Raw genomic sequence first — 20,927 nt, forward strand, 5'->3', positions numbered from 1 at the left:
GCGCCGCGCCTGGGCCATCATCCTCGAACGCTGGTTCAGCTGGGACGCGAGGCATTCTTCTGTCTCTGGTTCGCGGTCGGAAGGGGATGGGCGGCCATGACCGGCAATCGGCGCATGCTCTCGCGGGTCACATGAGTAAATAGCCTCCAGCCGCATCATCCGACCTATGCCCCAAATCGACTTCTACAGCCTCGAGCCCGACAGCCGCGGCGACCGCTTCCTGCTCGCCTGCAGGCTGACCGAGCGCATCCGCGCCCAGGACCTGCGCCTGATCATCCATTGCCCGGAACCCGAGGAGGCGCGTCATCTCGACCGTCTGCTCTGGACCTTTCGCGAGGACAGCTTCCTGCCGCATGGACGGGTCGGCAAGGTGGATCAGGAGCTGACCCCCATCCTCATCGGCGCGGACGGACGGCCGGAGACCGAGACCCAGGTGCTGCTCAATCTCGGCCGCGAGGTCCCTCCCTTCTTCGCCCGCTTCGACCGGGTCTGCGATCTGGTGGACCTGGATCCGGACCTGCGGACCGCAGGCCGGAGCCGCTTCAGGTACTACCGCGACCAGGGGCATCCGCCGAGGCATCATCGGATTCGGCTCTAGTGGAGGCGGGATCGCCGCGCGAGGCGCGCAGAATGGCCAAGGCGCTCTCGAAATCGAAGCGTTCGATCCGGATCATGAGCTCGCCGAACGCCTCGCCCAAGACCGACTTCAGCTGGTCTGCCGAGTCGCGCGCGAACGGCAGGGCGATACTGTTGTCCTCCGACAGCAGCACATCCATCCGTTCCAGCGTCGCGTTCAAACGATCCAGATCCCGAGGGACCGACTCGGATGGACCGGATGGATCTGGCCAGAGATTTTCGACCGCAGGAAGGAGTTTCCTCAGCAGCCGCTCGGTCTCGCGGATCCGGGGCTCGAGCCGATCCAGCCCCATCCCTTCCCGCAGCCCGGATTCAATCTCGACCATGAGCGCCGCTACCCGATCGACGCCCAAGGTCGCCGCCGCCCCCTTGAGGGAGTGGACGAGTCGGCCAGCCGCCGCCCTGTCCCCTGCCTCGAGAACACCCTGAAGACGCTCCATGTCGGCACCATGGGACTGGACGAACATCCTGAGCAGACGCCCATAGACCTGGCTCCGTCCACCAACCGCCGCCAGACCCTTGACCATATCCACGCCCGAAAGGACGCCGGGCGAACCGGCGGGATCCGGCGAACCCATGACGCCGGAGCTTTCCTCGCCATCCGGCACGGCGTCATCCGGCGTCTCCGAGTCTGGCGCCGGGCCTTGCGACAACCATTGCAGCAGGGTTGCATAGAGCGCCTCGGGCTCGACCGGCTTGGAGACGAAATCGTCCATTCCCGCATCCAGACACGCCTGACGGTCCTCGTCGAAGGCATTGGCGGTCATCGCCAGGATGGGCAGCCCGGCACAAGCACTGGAGGCCCGGATACGCCGGGTGGCTTCAAGACCGTCCATCACGGGCATCTGGACATCCATCAGCACCAGGTCGTAATGATGGCGCGCGATCTGGTCCAATGCCTCCTGACCGTTGTCGGCGGTATCCACCGAGAGCGAGACCGCGTGGAGCAGCTCGAGGGCGACCTCCCGGTTGATGGGGTTGTCCTCGACCAGGAGCAGACGCGCACCCGAGCAGCTGGCTCGAAGCTCGGCCTCGGCGTTTCGGTTGTCCCTGGTCCGCGCCGGAGGAATGGCCGCGCGACCGCGCCTCAGCCTGGCCGTGAACCAGAAGGTACTGCCCCGCCCCGGCTCGCTCTCAACGCCCGCGGAACCACCCATGAGCTGGGCCAGACGGCGGGTGATCGCCAGCCCCAGGCCGGTTCCGCCATGCCGGCGCGTGGTCGAGACGTCCCCCTGACCGAAGGGTGTGAATAGACGCGGCAGCTCCGCGGGCGCAATACCGACCCCCGTATCACTGACCTCGAAGCGCGCCAGCAGCGCATCCGCGTCCGCCTCGACCAGCCGGCAGCTCAGCCGGATGCGTCCCCGCTCGGTGAACTTGATGGCGTTGCCCATGTAGTTCAGCAGCGCCTGGCGTAATCGCGTCGGATCGCCATGCAGCCACTCGGGCACATCACCCTGGTCGACCTCGATCGCCACACCTTTCGCCTTGGCCTGCTCGGCGATCATGGAGTGTGCATGATCGAGAATCACGGACAGCGCGAAATCGGTCTGTTCCAGCTCCAGCCGACCGGCCTCGATCTTGGAGAGATCCAGGATGTCGTTGACGATCGACAGCAGGTGCTGCGCGGCCGCCTCGATCTTGCCGAGCCGCTCGGACTGCTCGTGCGACACCCCGCGCTGACGCAGCAGATAGGTCAGACCGACGATGGCGTTCATGGGGGTGCGGATCTCATGGCTCATGTTGGCCAGAAAGGCGCTCTTGGCCCGGTTGGCGGTCTCCGCCGACTCGCGCGCCGCCTCGCGGGCACGCTCGATCTCCTTCTGGACGCGAATGTCGCGCGAAAATCCGACGGTTCCGAGCACGGATCCGTCGGCGTCGAACACGGGGGCCTTGAGCGTCTCGTTCAGCGTCTCCTCGGGCTCGGTCGGAAACGACTCCTCGATCGTGATTCCTCGGCCGGAACCCATCACCCTGGCATCGTCCGCGCGAAAGCGCTCGGCCAGGGGGTGCGGCCAGATGTCCAGATCCGTCCGGCCCAGCAGATCCTCAATGGGCCGCCCGGCGATTTCGGCCGTCGCACGATTCGCGGCCATGAAGCGCCCGTCCCGATCCTTCAGCCAGATCATGTGCGGGATATTGTCGATGATGGCCCGCAGCGATTGACTCTGACGCCTGAGCTCGGCCGTTCGGGTATCGACCAGCTCCTCCAGATGATGGCGATAGCGATCGAGTTCTTCGGTGGCGCGCTTGCGGTCGGTGATATCGCGACAGATGCAGAGGAAGAGGTTCTCGCCGCCCCAGTTGACGCCGCTGGCGCTGATCTCGACATCGTATTCCGATCCGTCCCTGCGCCGATGTCTGGACTCGAATAGATGATGTGCCTCCGCGAAATCGAGGAACAGTTCTCGGATCTCTCTCTCCGACATGGAGGCATCGATATCCCAGGTCCTAAGACCGATCACCTCTTGCACCGGATACCCCAGCATCTCGGCGAAGCGCATATTGGTCTCGATCACACGATGCGTCTGATCGATCACCAGAATGCCGTCGCGCGTGCTCTCGATCAGCGCCTGTCTTCGCGCCGTCTGCTCGGCGAGCTCGCGGTGGATCCGATCGATGTCCGTGATGTCTCGCGAGATGCCGAACATACCGATCAAGACGCCCTGGGCATCGAGCAAGGGCCCCTTGATGGAGAGAAAGACTCGCCGCCCCTGAACCGTATCCAGATATTCGCGAAAGCTCATCGGCATATCCTGCGCCATGACGGACCGGTCGTGTTCGCGGATCTGGGCGCTCTGAGCGGGAGGAAAGATGTCCAGGTCGGTCAGACCCACGATCTCTTCGTGCGACCTGCCAATGAATTCCCCGGCGGCGCGATTGAAGAGCATGTAGCGTCCATCCAGCCCCTTGGCGAAGACCGCGTCGCTCGAGCCATGGACGATCGCATCCAGCAGATTCAGCGCGTTCAGGCGCTCGCTCTGCGATCGGTGAAGCGTTTCGGCCCATTCCAGCTGCTGACGCTGGCGCAGCAGCAGGGCGCCGGCCGTGACCATCAGCAGCGCGAGCATTCCGGCCAGCACGATCCAGAGCGCACTGCCGACCGTACCGGCATAGACCTCCGCCAGATCCACCTTGACCAGCAGGAGCCAGTCGGTCCATGGCACCGCCATGGCGTAGCCCATGACCGCCTCTCCGCGATAGTCCAGGCCCTCGATGCCCGAACCGAGCAGCCGCCTGTCCCGCCCGTACTGGGCGGCCAGCAGCCGCTCGCTGGTCAGCGGCAGCCGCAGCAGCGCTTCCCCTTCCAGGTGACGCAATGGATTGAGAAAAAGGACCTCGTCCCCTTGCACACGGAACAGCAGGGTCTCACCAGTGTCGGTCTTCAGCGGCCATATCTGCAAAGCCGGATAGAGATAGGACTGGGGATCCGTATGCAGCACCGCGACCGAGCCCGCCCCCATTTCCGTGTCGGCCGGCAGGGGTACGATGAAATCCAGATGCGTCTTCCCATGACCATCCCGATAGGGTCCGAACAGGGCGATGGACTGGCTATCGGCCGCTTCGCCAATGGCGTGAATCAAGCCGGCCGACAAAGGTTGCGACAGAGGCTCTGAGGACCAGAGCACCTCGCCCCTGGAGGTCGCGATCACCAGATGGTCGAAGTCGTTGAGCTTGGAGAATCCGCGCAGCCGGCCGATCAGCTGCGCCCTCTCGTTGGTCCCCTCGCCCTGCGCCAACAGCAGCGGACCATGATTTCCGATCAAGGTGGAGCGCAGAAATTCCGCATCCCCCTGGCGTTCATCCAGCCAGTCGGCCAGCTGAGTGGTCTTGAGCTCGGCGATCGTCTTGAGATTCTCCCCTTCGCCGTCCTTGTGCTGCCGTATGTCCATGAAGACGGCGCCGGCTGTGAGGGACACGATGGCGGCGGACAGCAGGATCATGGGCAGAATCAGGGGTCTGCTGGAGCGCGCGCCGGACATGGGGACAGGGAGAGGCGTGTCCGAGCGCACCTGACCGCGCATCAGGAAATAGAGCAGCAGGGTGCTGAGCAGTACGAAGACGGCGCCCTTGAGCGTATTGAGCAGAACGAACCGGCTCGGGGCCTCCATCAGCATCCCGAGCAGGTTGTCCGAGAGCAGAATCCATAGCCCGGCGAAGGCCGCATAGACCAGTACGACGGTGAGGATGCCCGTCCGGGACGTGGCGGAGCGCCTGGGATCCGGATCGCTGCTCATGAGATCTCCATGTCCTCATCCAGGTGCCGAAACGGCCTCTGGGGTTCGACGCCGTGCCGCCGCCCCCCGAGGAATTCAGTCGGACGATGCCTCGTCGTTTTCGCTGTAACGCCGAGCGACCTCGCAGAAGATGTCGTAGGTGCTCGCGAAGGCATCCGTGATATCCGGATCGAAATGGCTGGCGCGCCCTGCGAGGATGATGTCGCGGGCCTCATGAAAGGCCATCGGCGGCTTGTAGACGCGCGGCGAGATAAGTGCGTCGAAGACGTCCGCGAGCGCCATCAGTCGGGCCGAGATCGGAATGTCGTCCCCGGCCAGACCGTCCGGATACCCGGTCCCGTCCCAGCGCTCGTGATGATAGTGGGCGATGTCCTTGGCCAGTACCAGGAACTCCAGCGGCCGGTCGACATCGCGTTCGGCGTATTCGATGGCGTCGCTGCCGAGCTTGGCGTGGGTCTTCATGATCTCCCACTCGTCCGCAGTCAGCTTGCCCGGCTTGAGCAGAATATGATCCGGTATGCCGACCTTGCCGATGTCGTGCAGCGGGGCCGACTTGACCAGGAGGTCGATGGTGTGGGCGGTGAGAAAATGGGCGAAGCGCGGATGATCGCGCAGACGCTGCGCCAGGGCGCGCACGTAGCCCTGGGTGCGGCGTAGATGGTTTCCGGTCTCCGGATCGCGGATCTCGGCCAGATGCGCCAGCGCATGGATGCTGACGTCCTGGACAACCAGATTCTCCTTCATGCGCCGCAGCAGTTCGCGCTCGAGATAGGTGTTCTGGTCCTTGAGCCAGTCGCGGGCCTGCTTGAGCTCGAGTTGGGTGTGGACGCGAGCGCGCAGGATCGAGGGGACGATCGGCTTGGCGATGTAGTCCACCGCGCCCACGTCCAGACCATGGATCTCGGCCTCGGTGCTGTCCATGGCGGTGACGAAGATCACCGGGATGTCGCTGGTACGCTCATCGGCGCGCAAACGCGAGAAGACCTCGTAGCCGTCCATCCCCGGCATCATGACGTCGAGCAGGATGATGTCGGGGCGCGGCGGCGAGGCGACGACACGCAGCGCCTTCTCGCCCGATGTGGCGGCGCGGACACGATAGTCCGGCTGCAGCAGCTCGCTCAGAACCGTGAGGTTCTCGGGCGAATCGTCGACGACCAGGATCGTAGGCAATTCTCCATTCGTCATCCGCATAAGCTCCTGAAACAAGGGTTTGCCCGGCCCCGCGCGCATATCATGATCGCTGCCCACTCATTATAGGTAAACAGGGGAGATGCCAACTCCATCCCAACCTGGCATTGAATCGGCTCGCCGGTCGAATCCGCGGCTGAAATACGCCCTCGATTTTCAAGCGCTTGAGATGCCCGTCGGCGTGGGGCCATCCATGACCCGAAACGGGAAGCGCATTGCATCAGCATAGCCGCTGATATCTGGAGACAACCGCATCCGATGCCAAGGACGTCGCACGGGATCGGAGCGGTAGACAGACCGATACATGGGAACGGATGGAACGCGAGCATAGTCGACGCACTGACGCGGATGTCGAGAGCGTCCGAAAATCTAGAACCCCATCACAGGTCCGCCGGACTCGGCGCCAAGGCGTCCACCTTCTGGAATCCGCGAGGCAGCAGACGTCCTCGCCGGCCTCGCTCGCCCTGATAGGCGTCCAGGTCCGACGGCTTGAGCGTGAGGGTTCGCTTGCCGGAGGTCACGACCAGACTGCCGCCCGGAGGAACCACGGCGAGCGCGACCATCCGCTCCTCTCCGCCCGCGGGCAGCGCGATGATCTTGTTGCCCTTGCCGCGCGGCATCTCCGGAAGCTCGCTGACCGGGAAGAGCAGCAGATGTCCGGCACCGGTCGCGGCGGCCAGACGCGCGCCGGCCGGATCGCCGACGGGTGTCGGAGCCAGGACGCCAGCCCCCTTGGGCAGGGTCAGCACCGCCTTGCCCGCCTTCGGCTTGGCCAGCAGATCCTCGACCCGGACGATGAATCCGTATCCGGCATCGGATGCGAGCAGGTAGCGCGCCTCGGGGCGGTCGCCGACCACGGCCACGAAGCCCGCGCCCGAAGGCGGATCGAGCCGGCCGGTCAGGGGCTCGCCCTGACCGCGCGCCGAGGGCAGCGTATGGGCCGCGAGCGAGTAGCTGCGCCCGGTCGTGTCGAGAAAGACCGCGGACTGGTTGCTGCGCAGCCGCGCCGCCCCGAGAAAGCGGTCGCCGGAGCGGTAGCTCAGCCCCTCGGCATCCACCTCGTGCCCCTTGGCCGCGCGCACCCAGCCTTTCTCGGACAGGACCACGGTTACCGCCTCGCTCGGCGCCAGCTCGGTCTCGTCGATCGCGCTCGCCGCCTCGCGGACCACCAGGGGCGAGCGGCGGTCGTCACCGTATTTCTCGGCGTCGGCGGCGATCTCCTCGCGGATCAGACGGCTGAGCGCCTTGGGGTCGTCCAGCAGACGCTCCAGCTCGGCACGCTCGGCGGTCAGTGCCTCCTGCTCGCCGCGGATCTTCATCTCCTCGAGCCGCGCCAGCTGACGCAGCCGGGTGTTGAGCACGTACTCGGCCTGGGTGTCGCTCAGACCGAAGGCGGCCATGAGCACCGGCTTGGGCTCGTCCTCGGTACGGACGATACGGATCACCTCGTCCAGATTGAGGAAGGCGATCAGCAGACCTTCCAGAAGGTGCAGCCGCTCCAGCACCTTCTCCAGGCGATGCTGCAGACGTCGGCGGACGGTCTGGGTGCGATAGGCGAGCCACTCGACCAGCAGCTCGCGCAGATTCATGACGCGCGGCCGGCCGTTGAGACTGATGAGATTCATGTTGACCCGGTAGCTGCGCTCCAGGTCGGTGGTCGCGAACAGATGCGACATGAGACGCGCCACGTCCACCCGGTTCGAGCGCGGCACGATGACCAGCCGGGTCGGATATTCGTGATCGGACTCGTCGCGGAAGTCCTCGATCATGGGCAGCTTCTTGGCGTTGAACTGGGCCGCGATCTGCTCCAGGACACGGCTCCCAGAAACCTGGTGGGGCAGCGCCGTGATGACGATGTCGCCGCGCTCCAGCTCGTAACGTGCCCGCTGCTTCACGCTGCCTCCGCCGGTCTGGTAGATCTTCAGCAGATCCTCGGGCGGGGTGACGATCTCGCCGGCGGTCGGGAAATCCGGACCGGGGATGAAGCGCATCAGATCGGCCACGCTCGCCTGGGGATGGTCGAGCAGATGGATGCAGGCATTGGCGACCTCGCGGAGGTTGTGCGAGGGGATGTCGGTGGCCATGCCGACCGCGATGCCTGTGGTGCCGTTCATCAGCAGGTTGGGCAGACGCGCCGGCAGCAGCTTGGGCTCCTCGAGCGTGCCGTCGAAGTTGGGCTGCCAATCGACCGTGCCCTGGCCCAGCTCGCCGAGCAGGAGCTCGGCATAGGGGGTCAGTCGCGACTCGGTGTAGCGCATGGCGGCGAAGGATTTGGGGTCGTCCGGCGAGCCCCAGTTGCCCTGTCCGTCGACCAGGGGGTAGCGGTAGCTGAATGCCTGGGCCATGAGCACCATGGCCTCGTAGCAGGCCGAATCGCCATGCGGATGGAACTTGCCGAGCACGTCGCCGACGGTGCGCGCCGATTTCTTGAACTTGGCGGCCGCCGAAAGCCCCAGTTCGGACATGGCATAGAGGATGCGTCTCTGCACCGGCTTGAGCCCGTCGCCCAGATGCGGCAGGGCGCGGTCGAGAATGACGTACATGGAATAGTCCAGGTAGGCCTTCTCGGTGAAATCCTTCAATGGGAGCCGTTCGAGACCCTCGGCGTTATAGGTCAGGGTTTCCGTCATGGTTGGTCATGGATCCGATCGCAAACAGGGCGCGCATGATGCGCCAAGCCGCCGCGAAGGACAAACCTTGGGCCAGCTGGCGCCTACTCCGACGGGGCACGCGCCTTCTTGATGACGGCTATGCGCGCTTCGCGGATACGCTGAGGGATGAGGCGCGGCTCGGGGGCCGAGCGGGCGACGGCACCCACATCGATTTCAGCGACGGCGGCGAACAGACGCCGCAGCGTCTCGGCCTGGGGATAGTCCCGCTCGGCATAGCCGGCGCGTCCGCGGAAATCGGCCTCGCAGGCGATCAGCATCCGCTCGAACCGCCCCGGACGGCGGAAGGCATCGGCCCGCTCCATCAGGTCCAGCACCGTCCCGGCCCGCAGCTCGTCGATCTTGTGGACCAGACCGTGCAGGGCCGAGGTGATGCGCGCCAGCTCGCGACAGCGGACCGGAATCCGAAAGCGCTCGCAGACGTCATCGATCAGACCCAGACCGCGCTCCTCGTGTCCATGATGGCTCGGCAGGATCTCGGCCGGGGTGGTGCCCTTGCCCAGATCGTGACAGAGCGCGGCGAAGCGGGTCTCAAGATCGGGCGTCAGACGCGCCGCCATGTCGACCACCAGCATCACGTGCACTCCGGTGTCGATCTCCGGATGCCAGCGCTCGGGCTGGGGCACGCCCCACAGCCGGTCCAGTTCCGGCATCAGCCGTTCCAGTGCCCCGCAGGCGCGCAGGACCTCGAAGAAGGGCGAGGGACGCGCCTCGCCGAGCGCGCGCGACATCTCCTGCCAGACCCGCTCGGGAACCAGGGCGTCGACCTCGCCCCGGGCGACCATGGAACGCATCAGGTCCATGGTCTCCTGTGCGATGGTGAAACCCAGATCGCAGAAGCGCGCGGCGAAGCGGGCGAGCCGCAGGATCCGCACCGGATCCTCGGCGAAGGCGGGGGAGACGTGGCGCAGCACGCGTGCCTGCAGATCGGCCAGTCCTCCATAGGGATCGACGATGGAGCCGTCCGCGTCCCGGGCCAGGGCATTGATGGTGAGGTCGCGCCGCAGCAGATCCTGCTCCAGCGTCACCCCGGGATCCGCATGGACCTGGAAGCCATGGTAGCCGGGGGCGGTCTTACGCTCGGTGCGGGCCAGGGCGTATTCGTCCTTGGTCTGCGGATGCAGGAAGACGGGAAAGTCCTTGCCGACCTGCTGGAAGCCCCGCGCCAGCATCTCATCGGCCGTGGCGCCGACCACGATATAGTCGCGCTCGTGGACCGGCCGCCCCAGAAGTCCGTCGCGCACGGCGCCGCCGACCAGATAGGTGCGCAGACCCAGCGTCGCCTCGCTCATGCCCGACTCACCATCGCCCATGGCCGCGGCCGCATCGAGCGCAAGGCGGTCCGACGGACCTGTCGGGCCGCCTCATCCAGAATCCTCTCAACATCCATCTCGAACTCCAGCGCCCCCTGGACGTCTCAGCAGCGGAATGCGACCGGAACGGTCGATGCCCAGATTATATCCGGCGAGGCTTCGCGGGTTAGAATTCCGACCCACCCCACCAAGAGGCAGACCCATGCGTTTCATCGGATACTTGATCCTATTGGCGGCGATCGGTTACGGACTCTGGCCCTACTACAGCGTCTATCGGCTGGACGACGCCATCAGCCTGCAGGACAAAGGCCAGTTGGCCGAGATGTTGGATCTGCGAGCGATCCGCGCCAACTACAAGCAGCGCATCGCCGCGGGCGTGAAGGACGTGCTGCCGGCCGAGGACCCGAACAGCGTCATGGGCTGGCTGCGCCAGAACATCGACCGGCTCGGCGACACGGCGCTGGAGCAGGCGATCACGGTCGATTGGGCGCGTCAGACCCTGCGCGACGCCGTCACCCGGGCCACGGGACAGACCCCGCCCTATCTGCTCGCGGCGGTCGACTATGCCTTCTTCGAGTCCTTCGACCGCTTCCTCATCCGCATCGGCGAACTCGGACGCGGCGCGGCCCACGTGCGTCTCGGCCTCGTCGACGGGAAATGGAAGATCACGGATATCATTCCCTGACGGACCGAGGAGAAAGAGCCGAAGCCGGCGGTCCGCGCCGCCGCAGAGGAATGGACGCCGAGTCACGAAGCCGGAGCCTCGTGACCGGAAGGCTGACCGCTGTTCCGCGATCAGACGTTGAACCGGAAGTGGATGATGTCGCCGTCCTTGACCACGTACTCCTTGCCTTCCGAGCGCAGCTTGCCGGCCTCCTTGGCGCCCTGCTCGCCCTTGCAGGCGATGAAGTCCTCGAAGGCGATGACCTCGGCGCGGATGAAGCCGCGCTCGAAATCCGTGTGGATGACCGCGGCGGCCTTGGGCGCCTTGGCGTTCCTGGGGATGGTCCAGGCACGCACCTCCTTGGGACCGGCGGTGAAATAGGTGTCCAGCCCCAGCAGGCTGTAGCCGCCGCGCACCACCCGGTTGAGGCCGGGCTCCTCGAGCCCCAGCTCGGCCAGGAACTCGTCGCGCTCGGACTCGTCGAGGGCGACGATCTCGGCCTCGATCGCGGCGCAGACGGAGACCACGATGGCTCCCTCCGCGTCGGCCAGCGCCTGGACCTTGTCCAGCAGCGGATTGTCGGCGAAGCCGCCCTCGTCCACGTTGGCGATGTACATGGTCGGCTTGGCGGTCAGCAGGAAGAGATCGCGCAGTTCCTCGGTCTCGTCCTCGTCCAGGCCCATGGAGCGGACCGGCTTGCCGGCGTCGAGATGGGCCTTGACCCGCTCCAGCAGCTCCTTGCGGTAGAGGATCTTCTTGTCTCCGGTCTTGGCCGCGCGCTGGGCGCGGTCGAGTGCCTTCTCGACCGATTCCATGTCCGCCAGGGCCAGCTCGGTGTTGATGACCTCGATATCGCTCAGGGGATCGACCCGGCCGGCGACATGGATGACGTCGTCGTCCTCGAAGCAGCGCACCACGTGGGCGATGGCGTCGGTCTCGCGGATGTTGGCCAGGAACTTGTTGCCGAGCCCCTCGCCCTTGGAGGCGCCCGCGACCAGCCCGGCGATGTCGACGAACTGCATCGAGGTCGGCAGCACCCGCTCCGGCTTGGCGATGGCGGCAATCTCATCGAGCCGCGGGTCGGGAAGCGGCACCACGCCGACATTGGGGTCGATGGTGCAGAAGGGGTAGTTCTCGGCCGCGATGGTGGCCTTGGTGAGGGCATTGAAGAGGGTCGACTTGCCGACGTTGGGCAGGCCGACGATGCCGCATTTGAATCCCATGACGAGAGTCCGCTCGAAGAAAATCGGACGATGGTACAGGCTCCGGCCCTGCCATACCAGAGCCGGAACCAGTCGCCACCCAGCGGCTCTACTCGTGCCCGCGGTTGTAGCGGTCCTCGAAGCGGACGATGTCGTCCTCGCCGAGATAGCTCCCCGACTGGACCTCGACCAGTTCGAGCGGAATGCTTCCGGGATTCTCGAGACGGTGGGTGGCGCCCACCGGGATGTAGGTGGACTGGTTCTCGGTCAGCAGGAAGGTCTCGTCGCCGCAGGTGACCCGGGCGGTGCCCGAGACCACGATCCAGTGCTCGGCGCGATGATGGTGCATCTGCAGCGACAGCGACTCGCCCGGCTTGACCGTCAGACGCTTGACCTGATAGCGCGAACCCTGACCGATCGACTCGTAGGATCCCCAGGGCCGATGCACGCGCTGATGATGCAGATATTCGTGACGCTGCTGACGCTGCAGGAACTGGATGACCGTCTTGACATCCTGGGCGCTCTCCTTGCTCGCCACCAGCACGGCGTCCGGGGTCTCGACCAGGATGAGATCGTCGACGCCGATCGCCGCCACCATGCGATGATTCGCCAGCAGCAGGTTATTGTGGGCGTCGTGGACGAAGGCGTCGCCGTCGAGCACGTTGCCGGCGGCATCCTGCTGGCGCACCTCCCACAGGGCCGACCAGGCGCCCACGTCGGACCAGCCGACGTCCAGCGGGATCACCACCGCGGGCGTCTCGGACTCCTCCCCCGGGGCGCACAGGCGCTCCATGACCGCATAGTCGATCGAATCGCTCGGCGAAGCCCCGAACAGCTCGGCATCGAGGCGCAGGAAGTCGCCGTCCTCGGTGGCGGCGGCGAAGGCGCGGGACACGGCCTGGGCGATGTCCGGACGGAAGCGTTCGATCAGTCCCAGCCACAGCGACGCCTTGAGCACGAAGATACCGCTGTTCCACAAATGGTCGCCGCCAGCGAGATAGGCCTGGGCGGTCTCGGCGTCGGGCTTCTCGACGAACCCGTCCAGGACATGGGCGCGCCCGACGAGCCCCTCGACCTGATAGACTCGGCCCTGACGCAGATAGCCGTAGCCCGTCTCGGGCTTGCTCGGCACGATGCCGAAGGTCACCACGGCGCCCTCACGGGCCAGGAGATAGGCGTCGGCCACGGCGGAGCGGAAGCCCGGCTCGTCGCGGATGGTGTGGTCGGCCGGCATCACCAGCATGACCGGATCCTCGCCCGAGCGGGTCGCGGCCAAGGCGGCCAGGGTCAAGGCCGGCGCCGTGTTGCGCCCCTTGGGCTCGAGGACGATGGCCGCCGGCTCGACCCCGATGATTCGCATCTGCTCGGCGACGAGGAAGCGGTGCGCGTCGTTGCAGATCACCAGGGGAGCGGACTGCCCCATCGCATGCCGGGGATGTTCGGCGTCCAGACCCTCGAGCCGGCGTACCGTCTCCTGAAGCATGGTGTACTCGCTGGTCAGGGGAAGGAACTGCTTGGGATAGGTCTCGCGGGAGAGCGGCCACAGCCGCGTCCCGGATCCGCCCGAGAGAATCACTGGTTGCAAAGACATCGCGAACGACCGGCTCCTTGGATCTGGGCTGATTGAAACCCACTGATTAGATCAATCCGCTGCAACTCGGTCAAACAGCCCGCTCAGATATATGACACCCGAGCTCGAACAGATCGCCGTATTGCTCCGTGCCGCCGCGCGCGAAGAGATCCTGCCCCGCCTCGGACGTACCGAAACGCATCGCAAGACGGACGGGAGCCTGGTGACGCCCGCCGATCTGGCGGTCCAGGCGCGCCTGGCCGCGGCCTTGGCGCAGGATTTTCCGGAACGCTCGCTGCTCGGCGAGGAGATGGAGCCCGAGGAGCAGCGCCGCATCCTCGCCGACAGCCCGAATGGCGTCTGGGTACTCGATCCGCTGGACGGCACCAGCAACTTCGTCAACGGATTCCCGGGCTTCTCCATCTCGCTGGCGCTGATCGAAGGGGGGCAGGTCTCCCTCGGTGCCGTGCTGGATCCCGTGCGCGACCAGTGCTTCGCCGCGGCGCGGGGCGCCGGGGCCTTTCTCGACGGCAAGCCCATCCGCAGCGCCAGCCGCAGCGGGACGCTGGGCGACTGTCTGGCGATGATCGACGTCAAGCGGCTGCCGGCGGCCGCATTGCCGATGCTCTTTCGTCCCGGCGGATTCGGCTCCCAGCGCAGCCTGGGATCGGTCGCGCTCGAATGGTGCTGGCTCGCCTGCGGACAGGTTCAGCTCTATCTGCACGGTAGCCAGCGACTTTGGGATTACGCGGCCGGACGTCTGATCGCCGAGGAGGCCGGCGCGGCCGCGCTGCATATCGGCCGCTGGAACGGCGAGCCGACCCAGGGGATCGGACTGGCCCCGCAGCACGCCATCGGCGCCGCCGATACCCGGCTGATGCAGTCCTGGCTCGATTTCCTGAGGCCGCTGAGACAGGACGCGCAAGAGTGACCGGAACCCACGCCTTCCATATCCGGATCGATCGAAGAGCCAACGGACCACTGACCAAGGGGGAACCCATATGAGCCAAGGCCGAAACGAACTCGAGATGGCACTGGCGAGCGGCATCGCCGCCTTCGAATCCAAGCAGTTCTCGCGGGCCGTGGGCCTGCTGTCGCCTCTGGCCGAGGCGGGCGATCCCGAAGCGCGCTACCGCATGGCGATCATGGCGCAGAACGGACTGGGCATGCTGCCGAATCCGCTCATGGCCTACAGCTACATGAAGAGCGCGGCCGAGTCCGGAATGGGGCTCGCCCAGCACGGACTGGCCTTCATGTACATGCAGGGCGAATGTACCGACCGCAATCCGGAAAAGGCCGTGGAATGGTTCAAACGGGCGGGCGAGCAGGGGCTCATCGGATCCCTGACGACCCTGGCGATGATGTACGAGGAGGGACAAGGGGTCGAGAAGGACCCGGAAGAGGCCGCCAGACTCTATCGGCTGGCCGGATTCGACGAGCGTTAGCCGGACAGGGATCCGCGCACCGGCCGGCGCGGCCCGGCCTCAGGACGGCGGCTCGCGCGACAGCGATTCCAGCCATTCGCGAGCGGCGTCGAACTCGAAGTCCGAGATCAGCTCGTCGAGCTCGCCGAAGTCCGATCCCATGGCGGCACTCAGCAGCCCGGCCTCGGATCTGATCAGCCGGATGGCTCGGGTATCGTGCTGGACCAGCAGCTCGGTCAGTTCATCCAGCACCTGGCGGACCCGGTCCCGGTCGAATTGTCCGCCCCCAGCCTGAACCCTCGGCTCCTCGGCGATCTCGAGCAGGAGCAGATAGGGCTCGAAGGCGTCCGAGATCGCGCGTATCAGCCTATCGACCGCACTTGGATCCGGAGACGCCTCGCGGCTCAGCAGGTCGTCGAGACGCGAGGCCGTCCTGGCCATGACATCGATCCCCAGCGTGCTTGAGACCCCCTTGAGCGCATGTGCCAGATGCCGAACCGCCAGGAATTCACCCTCGGCGAGGGCTACGCGCATGCGTGTGGGATCGCGCCGATGGGCGAGCAGGAAGCGGCGCAGCAGACGCAGGTACTTGTCGCGATTCCCCGAAAGGACCGAGAGTCCCTGAGCCAGATCCAATCCGGACAGCGACTCGAGATAGGTATAGATCCTGTCCGTATCGGCCTGCCCCAGCGGCGAGGCCGCCCCGGTCGCATCCGTGACAGGCAACGGTCGCGGCACCTCCGGATAGGATTCCGGCTCGGGCAGCCAGCGCAGCAGGGACTCGAACAGGTCCTGCGGATCCACCGGCTTGGGGACGAAATCGTTCATGCCGGCGGCGAGACAGACTCTGCGATCCTCGTCGAAGGCATTGGCGGTCACCGCCAGGATCGGCTTCTCGGACCAGCCCGGCAGTTCGCGAATGGCGCGCGCGGCCTGCAAACCGTCCATGACCGGCATCTGCACATCCATCAGGATGAGCGCATAGTCTCCATGCCTGGCCATCTCCAGCGCCTCGCGCCCGTTCTCGGCGGTATCGACCTCCAAACCCATGGAGCACAGCAATTCGAGCACCACCTCGCGATTGACGGGATTGTCCTCCGCCAGCAGTAACCTGGTGCCGGCATGGGCCGCGCGCAAATCGGCCTCGGCGGTCACCCAGCGCTTGCGCGAAGAGGCCGAGTTCCGCTCGCCCCGCGCGAGCGATACCGTGAACCAGAACAGGCTTCCCTGTCCATCGACGCTCTCGACACCCGCATCCCCGTGCATCAGATGGGCGAGCTGACGGGTGATGGCCAGCCCCAGCCCGGTCCCGTCGTAACGGCGCGAGGTGGAGACATCGGCCTGTTCGAAGGCATGAAAGAGGCGCGTCAATTTCTCCTCTGGAATCCCGATGCCGGTATCCTCGACCTCGAAGCGCAACCGCACCCGATCCCCCTCCTCACTCACCGGATGTGCGCGCAGCAGGATCCGACCCTGGTCGGTGAACTTGACCGCATTGCTGGCATAGTTGAGCAGCGCCTGCGACAGACGGGTGACATCGCCCCGCAGCCAGAGCGAAGGCTGACTGGTCTCGACGGCGACCTCCAGCCCCTTGAGCGACGCGCTTTCCAGAATCAGAGAGCGCACCTGATCGAGCAGCCCGCCCAGCACGAAATCGTCCTCATCCAGCTTCAGCTTGCCGGCCTCGATCTTGGAGAGATCCAGGATGTCGTTGATGATGGTCAGCAGATGCCGGGCGGCGGCATCGATCTTGTCCAGCCGATCGACGTTGGCCGGCCGGACGAGATCGCGTCTGAGCAGATGCGTCAAACCCAGGATGGCGTTCATGGGCGTGCGGATCTCGTGGCTCATGTTGGCCAGGAAGGCGCTCTTGACGCGCGCTGCGCTCTCGGCCATGCGGGCGCGCCGCGCCAATTCGGCCTCCATGTCGCGCTGCGGCTTGATGTCGCGCGAGCAGCCCACGGCCCCCAATACGTGCCCGTCCTCGTCGAGCACCGGTGCCTTGACGGTCTCGAACAGCGAATCGGGCCGTGCGGGCAGGACATGATGCATGGTCGCCGGACGCGTCGAGGCCATCACCGCCGCATCCTCCGCCTGATAGGCCGCTGCCTGATCGGGCGGCATGAAGTCGGCCTCGCACTTGCCGACCATCTCCTCGGGCGTGACGCCGTGGATCTCGGACAGAACGCGGTTGACCGCCATGTAGCAGCCATCGCGACCCTTCAGCCAGGCCATCAGCGGCAGATTGTCGATCAATGCCTGGAGCGCGCGCGTCTGATGCCGCAGCTCGCGGGTGCGCGACTCCACGAGCGCCTCGAGCTGATCGCGATAGCGATCCAGCTCCTCGGCCAGACGTTTCTTCTCGGTGATGTCCTCCTTGACCGCCACATAATGGGTGATACGCCCGTCCGGCTGGCGAATCGGGGAAATGACGGAGGCCTCGTTATAGATCTCGCCGTTCTTGCGCCTGTTGACGAACTCGCCGTACCAGACCCCTCCCTCGCGCAGGGTCGACCACAGCGACTCGAAGGTTTCGGCAGGCGTCAGGCCAGACTTGAGCACCCTGGGATTGCATCCGATCGCCTCATCTCGCGAATAGCCGCTGATCGCGACGAAGGCGTCGTTGACATACTCGATGGTTCCCTCGATATCCGTGATGACGACGCTCTCCGGGCTCTGCTCGATGGCCTGGGACACCTTGAGCAGTTCGAGCTCGATGCGCTTGCGCTCGGTGATGTCGCGATAGACCCCACGGCGCCCCAGATAGCGTCCGTCCCGGGTCAGCACGGAATTGCAGACATGCTCGATCCAGCGCTCGGTCCCGTCGCGCGCCCGGATCCGCAGCACCAGAGGCCCTTCTTTCGACCGACTCGAAGAGAGGACCCGACGAACATGCTTCAGCCAGACGCCCCGATCGTCCGGGTGGACCAGCCGCCCCAGCAAACGGGGGTTGGCGACGAACTCCTCGGCCCGATAGCCGCTGATCTCCACACAGGCCGGCGAAATGTATTGGCAGTCACCCTCGGGGCCCATCCAGTATTCCCAGTCGGGACTGTACTCGGCGAGCACGCGATAGCGCTCGCGGCTATCGATCAGCCAGCGCTCCTCCTGGTAGCGCTCGAAATAGACCGCGAGATGGGAGGCGACCGCCTCGATCAGGGCGGACTCCTCGTCCGAGAAGGGGGCCCCCTCCAGGTCGGGAGACGATTCCCGATAGGCCAGCGTCAGCTGGCCCTCCTGACCGTCGACGAGCGCGATATGGCGATCCAGCGACCAGCGCGTCTCGAGGAATCCAGGCGTGGCGAAGCTGGTATCGGCGAGCCGGATCCTGGCCTCGGCCAGCTCGGGATGACGCACCGCGCCCGGCAACCGGGCCAGCACGCGCTGCAGCACCTCCTCCATCGACGCCCCCGGAAGCCGCGTGTCTTCCAGCACCCCGTAGAGCAGGGTCAGCTCGTTGAGCCTGGCCTCGAGCTGGCACTCGCGATGGCGCAGACGTTCGTCCGCCTCCTGCAGCGAGCGGCGCTGCTGCAGTGCCTCGCTGCGATCGATCAGGGCACAGACGAAATGCTCGGCCTCGCCGCTGAGCGACGGCAGGGGGGCGATGTGCAAATCGGCGTGGAAGAGCGTCGCGGCGCTCGTGCGGAAACGGATCTCGGGAAGTTCCAGAATCCGATCGAGTCCCAGTTCGCTCAGGATACGATCGATGCGATCGCGGTCCGAGCGATCGATCAAGCGGGTGAAATAATGCTGACGGAAATGCGAGTGCGTCAGACCGAAGAGCCTCTCGGCCGCGATATTGGCCTCGAGCACCAGGCCACGACGGTCGATCACCATCTCGGCGATCGGCAGACCATTGAAGAACGAGGCGAAACGCTCAAGCGAGCGCTGGCTTCTGCGCTGACTCTCGAGCAGTTCCTCGTTCTGGATCTGCAGCTCGGCCTGGTAGATGCGCAGACTCTCGACCAGGGCGGCGACCTCGGGATCCGCGTTGCCGAGGAGCTCGTCGGCAATATGGAAACGGCCCTGGCGGAGCGCATCGAGCGCGCGCGCGCGAATCTCCTCTCCGGTCGGATCCGAACTGGTCGGGACCGTATCGACGGCATCCCGAGGGAAGCGATCCGAGGACTCGTCGCTCATGTCAACTCCGCAAAGGAATGTCTGAGTCAGCCGCGTTCCGGCATTGGATCATCCCCGCCCCGAAGGGTACAGAATTTCCGGACGACAGGATGCGACGCGAATCCTGCGGGCCAACGCCACGGAAGGACCCGGCGAAACGAAACGCCGAGGCCCGCGTCAAGCACGGTCCTCGGCATCTGCTCGGAGCGATGAATCCCAGGCGCTGCGGGCCGAACCGGCCCCGGCCTCGGATGGACTATTGGGTAAAGTCCCTGAGATAGGCGGAAAAGCGGTCGCCCAGCTCGGGATGGGCCAGACCGAACTCGACCGTCGCCTCCAGATAGCCCAGCTTGCTGCCGCAGTCGTAGCGCTTGCCCTCGAAGGGGTGGGCGATCACGTGCTCGTCCTCGAGCAGATCCGAGATGCCATCGGTCAGCTGGATCTCGCCGCCTGCACCCTCGCGGGTGGATTCGAGCTTGTCGAAGATGCGCGGCGTCAGGAGATAGCGGCCGACGACCGCCAGGTTCGAGGGGGCATCGGCCGGGGCCGGCTTCTCGACGATGGAGACGACGCGCAGCTGACCGTCGCGCCCGGGCTCGACCTCGACGATGCCGTACTTGTGGGTCTCCTCGCGCGGAACCTCCTGAACGGCCAGAACGCTGCAGCGGTGACGCTCGTGCACCTCGGCCAGCTGCTGTACCACGCCCCTGCCGTTACCGCGAATGAGGTCGTCGGCCAGGAGCACGGCGAAGGGTTCGTCGCCGATCACCGGTTTGGCGCAGAGCACGGCATGGCCGAGACCCAGGGCCTCTGGCTGGCGCACGTAGATGCAAGAGGTTTTCCCCGGCAGCACGTTGCGCACGATCTCCAGCAGCTTGTCCTTGCCCGCCTGCTCCAGCTCGGCCTCCAGCTCGTAGGCCTTGTCGAAATGGTCCTCGATCGAACGCTTGCTGCGCCCGGTGATGAAGACCAGCTGGTCCACGCCGGCCTCGACCGCCTCGTCGGCGGCATATTGGATCAGTGGCTTGTCCACGACCGGCATCATCTCCTTGGGGCTGGCCTTGGTCGCCGGAAGAAAGCGCGTGCCAAGTCCCGCCACTGGGAAGACTGCCTTACGGATGATCGACATGGATACCTCTCCTAACGTTCACAATCGGATGATCGTATCAGGCGCCGGTCAAGGAGCGCTCGATCTCGAGCAGGGCGGCCAGGGGATCGGGGGCCTGGGTGATCGGCCGGCCGATCACCAGATGGTCCGATCCGGCCGCGAGCGCCTCGGCCGGCGTCATGATGCGCTTTTGGTCGCCCGCCGCCGCGCCGGCCGGTCTCACGCCCGGCGTCACCAGCAGAAAGTCGCGACCCAGGGCCGCGCGCACCGGCGCGGCCTCCAAGGGTGAGCACACGATACCATCCAGCCCGGCATCTCGCGCGAGACGCGCGAGCGCCATCACCCGCTCGCGCGGATCCCCTGGACAGCCGATCCCCGCCAGATCGGACGCATCCATGCTGGTGAGCAGCGTCACGCCGATCAGCAGGGGCGGATTCGCCACCCGGCTCAGACGCGCGCGCGCCGTCTCCATCATGCGCGACCCGCCCGAGGCATGGACGTTGACCATCCACACCCCCAGATCGGCCGCCGCCTCGCAGGCCGCCGCCACCGTGTTGGGGATGTCGTGGAATTTCAGATCGAGAAAGACCTGGAATCCGCGCGCTTGAAGCCCTTCCACGAATGCCGGCCCGAGCCGGGTGAAGAGCTCCTTGCCGACCTTGAGGCGGCAGCGGTCCGGGTCGAGCCGGTCGACCAGCGCGAGCGCCGGCTCCGCGGCGGCGAAGTCGAGGGCGACGATGATACGGGTCGGTTCGGTCGAGGTGGGGGGCAGGGTCGAGAATCGGGTCACGGGTCT

The 20,927-nt window shown here is 65.9% G+C and carries 13 protein-coding genes; 4 read left to right on the forward strand and 9 right to left on the reverse strand.

Translation table 11 applies throughout. From position 1 onward, the window contains the following. Positions 1-166: 166 nt before the first annotated feature. Positions 167-598, forward strand: coding sequence for a DNA polymerase III subunit chi (locus D779_RS06120; RefSeq protein WP_043751106.1), 432 nt, complete (start codon positions 167-169; stop codon positions 596-598). Here D779_RS06120 and D779_RS20965 read toward each other — a convergent pair. The 4 genes from D779_RS20965 to D779_RS06140 form a co-directional block, all read right to left on the reverse strand. Continuing rightward, complete coding sequence (locus D779_RS20965) at positions 543-4,874, reverse strand: PAS domain-containing protein (protein WP_052347880.1); 4,332 nt, start codon at positions 4,872-4,874, stop codon at positions 543-545. The two genes, D779_RS06120 and D779_RS20965, sit on opposite strands and share 56 nt — an antisense overlap. A gap of 75 nt (positions 4,875-4,949) precedes the next feature. Next, positions 4,950-6,059, reverse strand: a complete 1,110-nt coding sequence (locus D779_RS06130; protein WP_043751213.1) for a response regulator — start codon at positions 6,057-6,059, stop codon at positions 4,950-4,952. Between the two features lie 383 nt (positions 6,060-6,442). Next, positions 6,443-8,692, reverse strand: coding sequence for a DNA topoisomerase IV subunit A (parC, locus tag D779_RS06135; RefSeq protein WP_043751107.1), 2,250 nt, complete (start codon positions 8,690-8,692; stop codon positions 6,443-6,445). An 83-nt stretch (positions 8,693-8,775) separates the two neighbouring features. Then, the gene (locus D779_RS06140) at positions 8,776-10,023 is read right to left on the reverse strand and encodes a multifunctional CCA addition/repair protein (protein WP_043751214.1); all 1,248 of its coding nucleotides are present in this window, start codon (positions 10,021-10,023) and stop codon (positions 8,776-8,778) included. 223 nt (positions 10,024-10,246) lie between these two features. Here D779_RS06140 and D779_RS06145 point away from each other — a divergent pair, with 223 nt between their 5' ends. Then, positions 10,247-10,729, forward strand: coding sequence for a DUF2939 domain-containing protein (locus D779_RS06145; RefSeq protein ID WP_043751108.1), 483 nt, complete (start codon positions 10,247-10,249; stop codon positions 10,727-10,729). A gap of 110 nt (positions 10,730-10,839) precedes the next feature. Here D779_RS06145 and ychF read toward each other — a convergent pair whose 3' ends face one another. Both ychF and D779_RS06155 read right to left on the reverse strand, forming a co-directional pair. Further along, complete coding sequence (gene ychF / locus D779_RS06150) at positions 10,840-11,931, reverse strand: redox-regulated ATPase YchF (protein ID WP_043751111.1); 1,092 nt, start codon at positions 11,929-11,931, stop codon at positions 10,840-10,842. An 88-nt stretch (positions 11,932-12,019) separates the two neighbouring features. Beyond that, a complete protein-coding gene (locus tag D779_RS06155) occupies positions 12,020-13,501 on the reverse strand; it encodes a mannose-1-phosphate guanylyltransferase/mannose-6-phosphate isomerase (protein WP_043751112.1) in 1,482 nt (493 codons plus the stop codon). A 91-nt stretch (positions 13,502-13,592) separates the two neighbouring features. Here D779_RS06155 and D779_RS06160 point away from each other — a divergent pair, with 91 nt between their 5' ends. Beyond that, positions 13,593-14,411 carry an inositol monophosphatase family protein gene (locus D779_RS06160; protein WP_043751114.1) on the forward strand — a complete coding sequence of 273 codons (819 nt, stop codon included), beginning with the start codon at positions 13,593-13,595 and terminating at the stop codon, positions 14,409-14,411. A gap of 70 nt (positions 14,412-14,481) precedes the next feature. Beyond that, complete coding sequence (locus D779_RS06165) at positions 14,482-14,925, forward strand: tetratricopeptide repeat protein (protein WP_043751116.1); 444 nt, start codon at positions 14,482-14,484, stop codon at positions 14,923-14,925. A gap of 39 nt (positions 14,926-14,964) precedes the next feature. On the opposite strand, the gene D779_RS06170 is transcribed toward D779_RS06165, so the two are convergent. From D779_RS06170 to pyrF, 3 genes are all read right to left on the reverse strand, one after another. Continuing rightward, positions 14,965-19,044 (reverse strand): PAS domain S-box protein, encoded by a 4,080-nt coding sequence (locus D779_RS06170; protein WP_043751118.1) that lies wholly within the window; start codon positions 19,042-19,044, stop codon positions 14,965-14,967. A gap of 235 nt (positions 19,045-19,279) precedes the next feature. After that, positions 19,280-20,152 carry a UTP--glucose-1-phosphate uridylyltransferase GalU gene (gene galU, locus D779_RS06175; protein ID WP_043751119.1) on the reverse strand — a complete coding sequence of 291 codons (873 nt, stop codon included), beginning with the start codon at positions 20,150-20,152 and terminating at the stop codon, positions 19,280-19,282. 37 nt (positions 20,153-20,189) lie between these two features. After that, the gene (pyrF, locus tag D779_RS06180; RefSeq protein WP_232424085.1) at positions 20,190-20,921 is read right to left on the reverse strand and encodes an orotidine-5'-phosphate decarboxylase; all 732 of its coding nucleotides are present in this window, start codon (positions 20,919-20,921) and stop codon (positions 20,190-20,192) included. Positions 20,922-20,927: the final 6 nt, after the last annotated feature.

This window comes from Imhoffiella purpurea (assembly GCF_000585215.1).
Classification (GTDB): Bacteria; Pseudomonadota; Gammaproteobacteria; order Chromatiales; family Chromatiaceae; genus Imhoffiella; species Imhoffiella purpurea.